The sequence below is a fragment of the Ekhidna lutea genome (assembly GCF_900188325.1).
In the GTDB taxonomy this organism is placed as follows: domain Bacteria; phylum Bacteroidota; class Bacteroidia; order Cytophagales; family Cyclobacteriaceae; genus Ekhidna; species Ekhidna lutea.
This window is the reverse complement of the sequence record NZ_FZPD01000003.1, coordinates 310,463-323,431: the sequence shown is the minus strand read 5'-3', so window position 1 is coordinate 323,431 and position 12,969 is coordinate 310,463. Positions and strand designations below refer to the sequence as shown.

The window sequence follows — 12,969 nt, the reverse complement described above, 5'->3', positions numbered from 1 at the left end:
TTTAACCACAGAGATATCGGAGAGAAAACGCTGAGAAAACAAAGTAGGGTTTGGAGTTAGAAAAGAAACCTCAGCGTTCTCTGTGAAATCTTAGCGACCTCCGTGGTTAAAATTCAATACAACTCATATTTACAAAAATCGCACTCCAACTTACCGTTGTAAAGCTTGATTCGCTCTGAATCCTTGAGCCCAATTTGCTTCAATGCCTGCTTATTAGAACTAATGAGCCAGGCGTCATATCCTACAAAATTTTGCTTAAACGCATCGCCCATCGTCTTATAAAACTCAAGAATATCATCTCCAATTCGTTCCCCGTAAGGTGGGTTAGTTATGATCGTCCCAGCATCATTGATTGGCTTGAACTCACGAAAGTCCATGGTCTTGATTTTAACCTCTCTTCGCAATCCTATTTTTCCCAGGGCCTTTCTAGCTAATGTGACCGCACTGTCGTCAATATCAATCCCAATTAAATCCATGCTAGGCTTCCGAATCTTGCCAAGCTCTTCATTCTTTATATTGTTGAAAAGGATAGGGCTGTATTCGGGCCAGGTGCGGAAACCGAACTCCTTACGCTTCAGATTTGGCCCCATATTCATGGCAATCATGGCAGCTTCTGTCAATATCGTCCCACTCCCACACATTGGGTCTACTAATGGTGACTTCTTATCCCAGCCAGACAAAATGACCATACCAGCCGCAAGCACTTCATTCATAGGGGCTCTATGACCCTCCTCACGATAACCACGTTGATTCAATGCTGCCCCAGAACTATCCATTGAGATAGTAAAAGAATCATTGGCACAGTGCAAATTGAAAAGCACATCCGGTTTATCGGTATCGATGGAAGGTCGTCTTCTATATTTATTCCGATACTGATCCACCATGGCATCCTTGGCTTTCAGTCCTACAAACTTGGAGTGTGTGAATATTTCTGAAAAGATGACAGGGTCGATGGCAAAGGTCTGATCCACGTCCAAAAAATTGGACCAGTCAAACTCCATCATTTTGTCATAGAGCTGCTTTTCATTCTTCGCTCGAAAGGAATAAATCGGAACCAAAATTTTCATCGCCGTTCGCAAGGAAAGATTCGCTCGATACAAAAAGGCAGGGTTGCCCTCACATTGGACACCTCTCGTAATTTTTTCAATCTTTTCCCCTCCTAATGCTTCTACTTCTTTAGCGAGGATATCTTCAAATCCGAAAAGTGTCTTGATGGTTAATTTCATTGCTATTGTGAGTTTTCGAGCCTTTGTTTCGAATGAACTGCAAAAGTACACTTTCATGCTCAGGCCGCATGGCCTTTCTTTTCCATTGATGAAAAGAATCGCAACGGCGACCCGTCAAAAATCTAGACAGAATGAAAGCTTCCTCGCTAAGCCCAACGCACCCTCGCCATTCTGTCATTGCCCTCCCTCCTAATCGCTTCTTCAGAAGCGAGCGTCAAAATCACGGGGCTGAAAAGTGGGAAGGCGGGATTTGATTTTGACCGCAGCGGCGGACCGTAAGATTTTTTTGCTAGCGTTTTTAGCGGTCCGACGAATCGGTCGAATGGAAAAAATGCGAAAGAAAACCACTGAAAACTAATAAGGATTCTATGATATATAATATGCCTGCTATCAGGCTGAATACTCCGCCAAACAATAGCATTATATCACCCCAATTCTTCAATTTTTTATAGCCTCCATCTCTTATCTCAATAATTAGCAGGATAATGCCGAGTAGAGTAAATGCAATTCCGATTAGGAGTTTAAACCAATCCATAAGCTGTAAAAATAAAAAACCCCTGACGAGAAACCATCAGGGGCATAATCTATATCCAGGGTAGACTTGGAACTTGAAGCTAAACCTTGCGGCTTATCACTTCTTCTCCTCCTCTACCTCTTCAAACTCAACATCTGACACTTCATCGTCAGCTTTAGCATCTCCATCAGCACCTTGAGCACCAGCTTCTGGTCCGCCTTCAGCACCACCCTGCGCAGCGTACATCTCCTGAGATGCATTTTGCCATGCAGTGTTTAGCTCTTCCATTGCCGCATCGATCGCTGCAAGGTCTTGCTTGCCGTGTGCTTCTTTAAGCTTAGTCAGGCCACCTTCGATGGCAGTTTTGTTGCCTTCAGAAAGCTTATCGCCAAACTCTTTCAACTGCTTCTCAGTCTGGAAGATCAATGAGTCAGCCTGGTTGATTTTCTCAACCTTCTCTTTGGCTTGCTTATCCGCCTCGGCATTCGCCTCCGCTTCCTGCTTCATCTTTTCGATTTCCTCATCAGTCAATCCTGATGATGCCTCGATTCGGATGTTCTGCTCTTTGCCAGTGCCTTTGTCTTTCGCACTCACATTCAAGATACCATTTGCATCAATATCGAATGTCACCTCAATCTGAGGAACACCTCTTGGTGCCGGTGGAATCCCATCCAGGTGGAACTTACCAAGTGACTTATTGTCCTTCGCCATTGGTCGCTCACCCTGTGTAATGTGAATTTCCACAGATGGCTGGTTGTCAGCAGCTGTAGAAAAGGTCTCAGATTTCTTCGTCGGGATGGTAGTGTTCGCCTCAATCAACTTCGTAGCTACACCACCCATGGTTTCTATACCAAGAGAAAGTGGAGTTACGTCAAGAAGCAATACATCTTTCACTTCACCAGTCAATACACCACCCTGGATCGCAGCACCAATCGCTACAACCTCATCCGGGTTCACTCCTTTCGAAGGCTTCTTACCAAAGAACTTCTCAACTTCTTCCTGAATCTTAGGGATTCGAGTAGAACCACCTACGAGGATCACTTCGTCAATGTCCGAAGTAGACAAACCAGCATCTTTCAATGCAGCTTTTACCGGATCCATTGATCTTCTAACCAAGTCATCCGCAAGCTGCTCGAACTTAGATCGGGTTAGTTTTCTTACTAAGTGCTTAGGCACACCATCCACTGGCATAATGTATGGAAGGTTGATCTCTGTTTCAGTAGATCCTGAAAGCTCAATTTTAGCTTTCTCAGCCGCTTCTTTCAATCGCTGAAGTGCCATCGGATCTTTTCTTAGATCAATGTTCTCATCGTTCTTAAACTCTTCTGCCAACCAGTTGATGATAACGGCATCAAAGTCGTCACCACCAAGGTGAACATCACCATTCGTTGACTTCACTTCAAATACGCCTTCACCAAGCTCAAGGATTGAAATATCGAATGTACCACCACCAAGGTCATACACTGCGATTTTCATGTCTCTGTCTTTTTTGTCAAGACCGTAAGCCAATGCTGCAGCTGTCGGCTCATTGATGATTCTTTTTACATCAAGTCCTGCAATCTGACCTGCTTCTTTAGTCGCATGTCGCTCAGAGTCGTTGAAGTATGCTGGAACAGTAATTACCGCCTCTTTTACTTCCTGTCCAAGGAAATCTTCAGCAGTTGATTTCATTTTCTGAAGGATCATAGCAGAAATCTCCTGTGGAGTATATTTTCTGTCTCCAATCTTCACTCGCACAGTGTCATTACTACCGGATTCCACTCCGTAAGAGACACTTTTCATTTCTTCTTTTACTTCGGAATATTTCTTACCCATGAATCGCTTCACTGAGCTCACCGTATTCTGAGGATTGGTGATAGCCTGTCTTTTAGCAGAATCACCCACTTTTCTTTCTCCTTTTCCATCGTCAAGAAATGCCACGATTGATGGAGTTGTTCTTCGTCCTTCACTGTTTTGGATTACTACCGGCTCATTACCTTCCATTACGGACACGCAAGAGTTGGTAGTTCCTAAGTCGATACCAATAATTTTTCCCATTACTATGATTTATCTATTTGTTCGTTAATTCAAGTTTCGCCTATGAATTATCAATGGATGTGCCAAAGGAAGAATTGTGACACATTGGCAGAGGTGACATAGTCACCTTTTATAAAAACCTGAAAAAATGGTAGTAGAATCGAATTTTTAGGAGAGAACTGGCAGCTTTTCAAATCAGGTCTAGATGGACAGGTATTCACTTCGAGCTGATTTTATTCGTATTCCCGTATTCTCTTGCGAGTGAGGAACGAACGAGACTTGGGAATCTCTATCCTGGCAATTATTTAGATTCCCATGTTACGGGACCCTGCTGGTCGGCCTCCCAAGGGGATATGGAGCTGTAATGAAGCAACGTTTCAAAGCTCATCCCTCTTCTTCCCAATCACCATACCATATTCTTAATCATCCTGATATTTTAATTAGCTACACTCAAGCCGAATTAGTAAATTGTATGTTGAAACATTTAAATCGGATAAAACCAAAAACCTCAACATCAATGAAATTTTATTCCAAACTACTAATCTGCCTTGGGTTAGCCTGTTTTTCTTTAACGGGTTTTGGCCAGGGCGTTACAACATCAACAATCACTGGTGAAGTAAAAGATTCAGACGGTGAGCCTTTAATTGGTGTCACCGTCCTTGTTAAGCACAGACCTACAGGTACGCAAACCGGCACAATCACAAATGCATCGGGGCGATTTACAGCACCAAACTTAAGAGTAGGCGGACCCTATGAGGTTACACTTTCATATGTTGGATTTGAGTCATTTACGGTTGACAACATCTTCTTAAAACTTGGCTCCAATTATGAAATTGACGCAACTTTAAGCGAGCAAGCAACAGAGCTTTCAGATGTTGTTGTCACGGCAGGCGGCATTTTTAATAGCGACAGAACTGGGGAATCGCAAGCATTTGACAATGAGCAAATCAGAAAAATGCCAACCATTACCCGTTCTGCTGGTGACATCTACAGACTTTCTCCTTCATCAGATGGCAATTCGTTTGCGGGCAGAAACGATCAGTACAACAACTTCTCACTGGATGGATCCATCTTCAACAATCCGTTCGGATTGGATGCAGCAACGCCCGGCGGGCAAACAGATGCTCAGCCTATCTCCTTGGATGCCATTGAACAAATTCAGGTTTCTGTAGCTCCTTTTGATGTAACCCAATCCGGATTTACAGGTGCGTCTGTAAATGCGGTAACCAAAAGTGGAACAAACGATATCAAAGGAACTGTTTTTGGATTCTATAGATCGGATGCTCTGACAGGATCAAAAGTAGAGGGCGAAAAGGTCTTTGTTCCAGAGCTTACACAGCTACAAACGGGATTCAGCCTGGGCGGACCGGTAATCAAGGATAAGTTGTTTTTCTTTATAAATACAGAACTAGAACGTAGAGATGATTTGGGCTCCAGCTTTCTTCCAAACACTGGAACTGGGGCCATAAACGAATCCAGAATACCCGAAAGTGATCTAATCGCCGTTCAGAGTGCACTTAGGTCTATTGGCTATGATCCAGGCGCTTATAGCGGTTTTATTCATGAAACCAACAATCATAAAGGTATTATCAAGCTTGATTGGAATATCAATTCTAACCATACATTGGTAGCCACCTACAACTTTTTGGATGCATCCAAACAAAAGCCAGCACACCCTTCCGCACTTGGTAGAAGAGGACCTGATGCTACAACTCTGCAATTTCAAAACTCCGGTTACCAAATCAACAACATCATCCACTCAGGGTTGATTGAACTTCGGTCGCTTTTCGGAAATAAATTCTCCAATAAATTTCAGGTTGGCTACACAAAATTTGATGATAGCAGAGAGCCATTCAGTTCTCCATTTCCTGTGGTGAATATTAATCAATTTGGAGTAAGAGGCATAGTAGCAGGGCATGAGCCATTCTCCATCAACAACCGCCTTGATCAGGATGTGCTTCAGATCACCAACAACTTTGATATGTACCTGGGGGATCATACCATTACCATTGGTACTTCCCTTGAGAAATTCTCGTTTGATAACTCTTTCAACCTTGGTGTTTATGAACCTTTTGAAATTCCTGGAGTCACGCCACCATACAATGGAAACGTTGACTACTACCCTGGAGGATCATTTGGAGGTGGATTTGCATCTGTCCAAGCATTTCTGGACTTTGTGAATACCAACAATTCGGATGGCATTAGTCAATTGGAAAACATTGCCAATTTCTCACAATCGGTTTTTGATGCCAACAATGCCAATGACACATGGGCATTGGCAGAGACCAATGTGGGGCAATGGGCTTTCTATGTACAGGATCGATTTGCAGTAAACAGCAGACTAAATCTGACAATCGGATTGAGGATGGATCTTCCTCTGTACTTTGACACAAGTGAAAAAATCCAGGAAAATATAGATAGAAGCTGTTGCTACGATCCTTCAATTGTATACACAGATGAAGATGGTAACCCTGTCACTTTTGATCACACAGAACTACCAAAACAAACCCCACTTTGGTCACCAAGAGTAGGGTTTAACTGGGATGTGAAAGGAAACAAAGAAATACAAGTAAGAGGTGGAACGGGCCTTTTCACAGGTCGTTTGCCATTCGTATGGATCGGAAATCAGGTGGCCAACCCGAATAGTTTCTTTTATAATATGACAGCCCGGGATTTCAAATTCCCACAGGTTTGGAGAAGTAGCTTAGGCGTTGACAAAAATTACAATGGTGGCTGGGTCACTTCTCTTGATCTTGCCTACACGAATGATGTGAATGCAATGATGGTGAGAAATTATGGTTTAGGAGGCAGCCCTCAGGGAACGTTAAATGCGCCAGGCGATGATAGACGAATCTACACCAATGGACAAAAGATTAATAACGCATACATTTTCACAAATACAGATAAGGGAAGAAGTTTTAATGCAAGTTTTGAGGTAAAAAGAAACTGGGAAAACGGACTTTACACCAGCATTGCATATAATTATCTGGACGCAAAGGATGTTACTTCGATTGAAGCAGAGATTACCAGTGATGCCTTCGACAGAAATCCGGCTCTTGGTGATGTGAATCAAACAGTTCTGGCACCTTCTATTTATGGAAATAAACATAGAATCGTAGGAAACCTAAACAAGTATTTCAACTACAGCGAGAAGTGGGGAACAACGATTTCCATGTTTTTTGAATATGCCCAGGGTGGAAGATTTAGTTATACATATGCCGGAGACATCAACAATGATGGAGCATTTAGCTTTGGAAATGACTTGATCTACATCCCCACAGACAGCCAGGTTGATGCAATGAACTTTGCAGCGACTGTTAATCCTGTAGATGGCACAACAGTATCAGCTGCACAGCAACAAGCTGCGCTAAAAGCCTATATTGCTCAAGATGATTATTTGAGTGAGAACAGAGGGTCATATGCAGGACGAAATGCTGCATTGAGTCCGTGGTACTCCAGATGGGATTTGCGAATCCTTCAGGATTACAACTTGAATAATGGTGATCAGATTCAATTCAGTGTAGATATTCTAAATGTTGGCAACCTTGTAAGCTCTGATTGGGGTGTGAGACAGTTTCCAACCAATACACAGGTTATCGGAGCTAGTACAGACGCTTCAACTGGAGATGTTACCTACACTTTTGATCCAAACCTGAGAGAAACCTTTACCCCGGATACTGGATTACTTTCCAGGTGGCAAGTTCAATTCGGACTGAGGTACAGTTTTTAAAATCGCTGAAGCGGGCTATATAGCCCGCTTTTTTTATTCTTTCTCATTGTCATCATATCGCTGCTTTATCACGCGAACAATCAAAAGCAACACGAACACAGCGATCATAGCAATAACCAGTGTATTCTTCACCTCTTTGTGCGTGAATCCAGCTTCTCCAGAATCAATGACCTGATAGATCAGAAACCCAACCATGATGTAAAGAACGTATCGAAAAGGTTTTCTCATTATTTCAAGTAGTTAATACTAACAGTAGCTAATTCAGAATTAGGGAATTTGGATCTGTGCTCTTCGTCAATAACTAAACCAGCTTCTTTCACCACTTTATCAAAACTATCCAACTCTAATATGTATTGATCCGAAAATCCATGAGTCGCTTCATAAGCGGTGCTTGCAGTAGACCCAAGATTTGCTGCAGTCAGCTGAGGGTCCAGTCCATGGAGTTCAATGACAATCAATCCAAACTTCCGGATATAAGGCTGCCATTTTTTAAAGTGCGCTTTTAGGTTGGCTTCTACTTCATTGTTACTTAGTAATCTTCCTTTAGTGGCAAATGCGCCAGTAGAAATGCTTGTCTCATTTATTTTCTCATCTACATCCTCCCACATTCGGTTGTGATCCAAGAACGTACGGACATTCAAAAGATCCTCTAATTCCATTTCGTAATTCTCTTTCAGATCGGATGCTAGCCTTTCCGGATTACCAATGTCTCCCCATATTACTTTCGCCCACACATCCGCATTGATCAGGTTTTCTCTTGTAACAGAAAGTGCCGCTTCATTATAATCTGCACCAACAAGAAATAGCGGATACTCTTCCAGCATTTTACCTCTTTTGGTTTTATGAAAAACCACATCAAAAATGTGGATCAGGAACGCTCCGTTTCCACAACCCATATCCAAAATTCCTTTTGGCTGCTCAGCGATTGGCTTATTGAACAGGTCAATGATAATGTCATCTACCTTTTCAAAGTAGGCTAAATGTGCTCCTCCGCTTCCCCATACATTCATCTCACGATCTACTCCTTTTTCCTTCTCTCCCTCTGCGACTTTTAGTATTTCAGGATTACCAAATATTAGTTCATCCAGCTTTCTGAATGTGGGGATGTAAGAGACCGTGACACCATACGCTGCTGATCTTTTCGCGAAGAACAAACCCTTCTCGGTGAATTTGTAGGTGTTCTTTTTCTTTTCAAACCATCCAAGAAAGCTAAAGAAATCAAGGATTTGTTCGAAACTCTCAGGGTCCTTATGATACTCCGCTGGACTAAATGACATTTCCATAAAGTATTTATGAAACATGCCACCCATACCCAACTGTACAGTACTTGGCCCAACCAACACCCCCTCGATGTGCTTCAGTATTTGCCCCTGAATTTCCTTTTCCTGTTCATTTTCTGAAAGCTGAAAATACCCTGCCTTAAATTTCCTGGCAATTCGTTCCCAAACCTCATATGGCTCTTTTTCAAATCTTCGCGGGTGATAACCTTCTGAAAACTTCATGAGGTCTACCACATCTTTATAGTGACTAAAGTTTGCAAAGGCAAACTCACTTTTATCATTAATTCCCACCGTGATTTGGCCCGACTCATTGTCTACATCATATTCCAACCAACCTTGAGTTGCCAATAAGCGCAAGCCAACATTCAAGTACCCTGGGTTTGCTTTAAATAAAGAAACTAAATCGCCTAAATCAGTTTTTCCTGTTTTGAGAATGTGATTAAAGATTCCTTTTGCATATAGTTCATAGGCTACAGGTGCGATAGCTATTCCATCCAGATGTCTGAAAAGCTCACTCCTGTATGCTGCATTTCTTTTCTTAATTGAGTTCATGTTTGAAATTTCTGACTGAAATTTATCGCTAATCTTTCGGCTACCCATCATTCTTTTTACGGAATATTAGATGCTCCCTGCTATTGCCTAATTTTGCGCCTCAATTTGATCATTATGACGCTGGAGCAGGAAATAGGCAGACGTAGAACTTTTGGGATCATTGCCCACCCCGATGCGGGTAAAACAACCCTAACGGAAAAGCTTCTTCTTTTCGGTGGGGCTATCCAAACCGCCGGAGCTGTGAAGTCTAACAAAATTGACATAGGTACCCGTTCTGACTGGATGGATATTGAAAAACAAAGAGGTATTTCGGTAGCAACATCCGTAATGGGATTCGAATACAAGGAGTTGAAGATCAACATCCTGGATACTCCGGGTCACAAAGATTTTGCAGAAGATACCTATCGTACACTCACTGCAGTGGATAGTGTAATTATGGTGATTGACTGTGTGAAAGGCGTGGAAGAGCAAACGGAAAAACTTATGGAGGTTTGCCGGATGCGGAATACACCGGTGATTTGCTTTATCAATAAGCTAGACCGTGAAGGACAAGATGCTTTCACGCTCCTGGATGAAATTGAAGAAAAACTAGGCATAAAAGTACGCCCCATGAGTTGGCCGATCGGTATGGGGAAATCACTGAGGGGTGTTTATAATATCTATGAAAACAACCTCAACCTGTACGAGCCGAACAAGCAGAAGCGAGTGGACGATGTGGTTGAGATTAAAGGAGTCGATGATCCGGAATTGGATAAAAGATTACCTGAAGGTTTGGTGAAAGAACTGCGCGAAGAGATCGAGTTGGTGAATGGCGTTTACGATGAATTCAATGCTGAAACATATCTAAAAGGAGAAGTTGCTCCGGTTTTCTTCGGCAGTGCCGTAAACAATTTTGGTGTACGGGAATTGCTGGATTGCTTCACCCAAATCGCCCCTCCACCTAAATCCAGAGAAACTGAAGAGCGTGAAATCAGTCCTGAAGAAAAGAAATTCTCCGGATTCATCTTCAAGATTCACGCAAACATGGACCCTAAGCACCGTAACCGAATTGCATTCGTGCGTGTGTGTTCAGGAAAATTTGAACGTGGCAGCAATTACTATCACGTGAGAGATGATAAGAAAATTCGATTCTCTAATGCCACCGCCTTTATGGCTCAGCAAAAGGAAACGGTGGAAGAAGCTTTTCCCGGAGATATTGTCGGATTATATGACACGGGAAATCTAAAGATCGGTGATACCTTAAGTGAAGGCGAAAAAGGATTATACAAAGGAATACCATCGTTCTCTCCTGAGATGTTCCGTGAAGTAATCAACATGGACGCAATGAAATCCAAGCAATTAGACAAAGGATTGAATCAGCTGATGGATGAGGGTCTTGCTCAGCTTTTTACTTTCGAGCTTGGCTCAAGAAAAGTGGTAGGTACAGTAGGTGCGCTACAGTTTGAAGTATTGCAGCACAGGCTTCTCAATGAATATGGTGCCAATGCTAAATTCGAGCCTGTCAACATTTATAAAGCGTGCTGGATCAGCTCAAAAGAGCGCGCTAAACTAGACGCCTTTATTAAAGACAAGCAACGACACATTGCCAAAGACAAAGAGGGCAAGTTGGTTTTCATGGCAGAATCAAAAGCCTGGTTGCAGATGGTTCAGGATAATTTTCCTGACATTGAGTTTCATTTTATAAGTGAGTTTTAACCAGCAAGAATGCTGGATTTGATATGAACAAACCAATCGTCAAATACGAAGACAATCACCTCCTAATCGTGGAGAAGCCTGTCGGATGGCTAGTGCAGGGAGATGAGACCGGTGATGGCACACTTACTGGTTGGGCTACCGAATACATTCGAAAAAAATATAATAAGCCGGGGAACGTGTTTTGTCAACCCTGTCACCGACTGGATCGCCCGGTTGGTGGATTGGTGGTGTTTGCTCGTACATCCAAAGGATTGGAGCGCATGAATAAGCTGTTCAGAGAACGCACAATCACGAAAACCTACTTGGCGATTGTAGATGGGGTGCCAAAAAACCCTGAACATACATTAAGACACTGGCTGGACAAGGATTTTGAAAAAAATAAAGCGCACGCGCACGGCAAACCAAAGGGAAATGCCAAAGAAGCGATTCTTTCCTATCGTATGCTGGCCACTCACAGTAAAATTTCCTTGCTAGAGATCACACCTGAAACAGGAAGGCCGCACCAGATTCGTATCCAAATGCGAGAGAATAAGACATCCATTCGGGGCGATGTGAAATATGGGTTTTCAAAAGCAAATCAGGATAAGAGTATTGACCTGTATGCATACAAACTGGAGTTTGAGCATCCGATAAAAAAAGAACCAATAAAAGTTATTTCTAAACCAAAATGGCCGGATTTTCAGGCGTTTATCAATGAGCTGGATTGAAAAATTAAAAAATAAGTGGGGACTGGAAAGCAACTGGCAGTTTGTAATTATCATGCTCGTTTTTGCCTGCACAGGTACAACCGTCGTTTTGATAAAGAAGCCGCTGATCCAATTACTTTTTGAAGATGGTGTTAAACCCCTTTGGTTTCAGATTTCATACTGGGTGCTGATCCTGCCTATTTACAATGTAATCCTTCTTTGCTACGGTTTCCTTTTTCGTCAATTTGACTTCTTCTGGAAGTATGAGCAAAAGATGCTTAAGAGATTTGGTATAAAAGTGAATGCTGACAAAGAATGAGGCGATATCGAGGCTAAATGAGCTTGGAGCGGCTGGCCAGCCGTTTTCTTTTTATTGTGATTTTTTGGGCGACAAGTGGTGTATCGAGCCTTCTGAAAAGCAGAATTTTAAACTGGAGATAGATTCGGATTTTTCTAAAGGTCAACAGTCGACAGTCGACGGAAAGCCGTTGACATTTAAGAAAAAACCAATAAGCCTGGAGGGATTCAAACAATCGTTCAACCAGATCATTCATCAGATCAACATAGGAAATTCTTTCCTCACTAACCTAACTTTTGAAACCCTGATTAAAACCAACCTGAGTCTGGAAGAAATCTTCCAATATTCACAAGCGAAGTACAAGCTTCATGTTCCCAATCAGTTTGTGGTGTTCTCACCGGAGACTTTTGTCAGAATTAATGGAAATCACATCTACTCCTACCCAATGAAAGGAACTATTGATGCGATTATACCAAATGCTGAGGAGGTAATCCTAAATGACATCAAGGAAACAGCAGAGCATGTGACCATCGTGGACCTCATCCGGAATGACCTGAGTCAGGTGTCTGAAAAAGTAGAAGTAACCAAATTCCGATACATTGACGAGTTGGTCACCAACGACAAAAAGCTTTTGCAGGTGAGTTCCGAGGTGAAAGGTACTTTAGCTAACAACTGGAGAGGAAATCTGGGAACCATCCTTTCGAAACTTCTTCCGGCAGGTTCAATCTCGGGAGCACCTAAACCCGAAACCATCAAAATCATTCAGCAAGTGGAATCTTACCAGCGTAATTTCTACACTGGGATCTGCGGTCATTTTGATGGTGAGTCATTAGACACAGGAGTGATGATCCGCTTCATTAAGAAAGAAAAAGATCAACTCATTTTCTGTAGCGGCGGAGGTATAACTTCATTTAGTGAAGCTGAAAAAGAATACCAGGAGATGGTGGATAAGGTGTATTTGGCTATTTAATA

9 protein-coding genes are annotated in these 12,969 nt (G+C 42.4%); 5 read left to right on the top strand and 4 right to left on the bottom strand.

What is annotated here, in order from left to right; genetic code table 11:
* Positions 1-113: 113 nt before the first annotated feature.
* Together CHB71_RS09145 and dnaK are read right to left on the bottom strand one after the other, a co-directional pair.
* Positions 114-1,226 (bottom strand): THUMP domain-containing class I SAM-dependent RNA methyltransferase, encoded by a 1,113-nt coding sequence (locus tag CHB71_RS09145; protein WP_179213362.1) that lies wholly within the window; start codon positions 1,224-1,226, stop codon positions 114-116.
* Positions 1,227-1,857: 631 nt separating this feature from the next.
* A complete protein-coding gene (gene dnaK, locus CHB71_RS09135; RefSeq protein WP_089356608.1) occupies positions 1,858-3,777 on the bottom strand; it encodes a molecular chaperone DnaK in 1,920 nt (639 codons plus the stop codon).
* Positions 3,778-4,273: 496 nt separating this feature from the next.
* Here dnaK and CHB71_RS09130 point away from each other — a divergent pair, with 496 nt between their 5' ends.
* The gene (locus CHB71_RS09130; protein WP_089356987.1) at positions 4,274-7,486 is read left to right on the top strand and encodes a TonB-dependent receptor; all 3,213 of its coding nucleotides are present in this window, start codon (positions 4,274-4,276) and stop codon (positions 7,484-7,486) included.
* 33 nt (positions 7,487-7,519) lie between these two features.
* On the opposite strand, the gene CHB71_RS09125 is transcribed toward CHB71_RS09130, so the two are convergent.
* On the bottom strand, positions 7,520-7,714 hold the full coding sequence (locus CHB71_RS09125; protein WP_089356607.1) for a hypothetical protein: 195 nt from the start codon (positions 7,712-7,714) through the stop codon (positions 7,520-7,522).
* Positions 7,714-9,318 (bottom strand): class I SAM-dependent methyltransferase, encoded by a 1,605-nt coding sequence (locus tag CHB71_RS09120; protein WP_089356986.1) that lies wholly within the window; start codon positions 9,316-9,318, stop codon positions 7,714-7,716. The genes CHB71_RS09125 and CHB71_RS09120 overlap by 1 nt, the downstream gene beginning before the upstream one ends.
* 114 nt (positions 9,319-9,432) lie before the next feature.
* Between CHB71_RS09120 and CHB71_RS09115 the strand changes: the two genes are divergently transcribed.
* From CHB71_RS09115 to CHB71_RS09100, 4 genes are read left to right on the top strand one after another with little or no spacing between them, the layout of a single operon-like run.
* Positions 9,433-11,013 carry a peptide chain release factor 3 gene (locus CHB71_RS09115; protein ID WP_089356606.1) on the top strand — a complete coding sequence of 527 codons (1,581 nt, stop codon included), beginning with the start codon at positions 9,433-9,435 and terminating at the stop codon, positions 11,011-11,013.
* A 23-nt stretch (positions 11,014-11,036) separates the two neighbouring features.
* Complete coding sequence (locus CHB71_RS09110) at positions 11,037-11,720, top strand: RluA family pseudouridine synthase (RefSeq protein WP_089356605.1); 684 nt, start codon at positions 11,037-11,039, stop codon at positions 11,718-11,720.
* Entirely contained in the window at positions 11,707-12,018 is a 312-nt protein-coding gene (locus CHB71_RS09105; RefSeq protein ID WP_221406696.1) for a DUF6787 family protein, read from the top strand. Before CHB71_RS09110 ends, CHB71_RS09105 begins: the two co-directional genes overlap by 14 nt.
* The gene (locus CHB71_RS09100; protein WP_089356604.1) at positions 12,002-12,967 is read left to right on the top strand and encodes an aminodeoxychorismate synthase component I; all 966 of its coding nucleotides are present in this window, start codon (positions 12,002-12,004) and stop codon (positions 12,965-12,967) included. Before CHB71_RS09105 ends, CHB71_RS09100 begins: the two co-directional genes overlap by 17 nt.
* Positions 12,968-12,969 lie beyond the last annotated feature (2 nt).

Bases quoted from the DNA above. Each gene is read 5' to 3' on its own strand.
- CHB71_RS09130 (WP_089356987.1), top strand. From the start codon at position 4,274: ATGAAATTTTATTCCAAACTACTAATCTGCCTTGGGTTAGCCTGTTTT.
- CHB71_RS09100 (WP_089356604.1), top strand. From the start codon at position 12,002: ATGCTGACAAAGAATGAGGCGATATCGAGGCTAAATGAGCTTGGAGCG.
- CHB71_RS09105 (WP_221406696.1), top strand. From the start codon at position 11,707: ATGAGCTGGATTGAAAAATTAAAAAATAAGTGGGGACTGGAAAGCAAC.
- CHB71_RS09115 (WP_089356606.1), top strand. From the start codon at position 9,433: ATGACGCTGGAGCAGGAAATAGGCAGACGTAGAACTTTTGGGATCATT.
- CHB71_RS09125 (WP_089356607.1), bottom strand. From the start codon at position 7,714: ATGAGAAAACCTTTTCGATACGTTCTTTACATCATGGTTGGGTTTCTG.
- dnaK (WP_089356608.1), bottom strand. From the start codon at position 3,777: ATGGGAAAAATTATTGGTATCGACTTAGGAACTACCAACTCTTGCGTG.
- CHB71_RS09120 (WP_089356986.1), bottom strand. From the start codon at position 9,318: ATGAACTCAATTAAGAAAAGAAATGCAGCATACAGGAGTGAGCTTTTC.
- CHB71_RS09110 (WP_089356605.1), top strand. From the start codon at position 11,037: ATGAACAAACCAATCGTCAAATACGAAGACAATCACCTCCTAATCGTG.
- CHB71_RS09145 (WP_179213362.1), bottom strand. From the start codon at position 1,226: ATGAAATTAACCATCAAGACACTTTTCGGATTTGAAGATATCCTCGCT.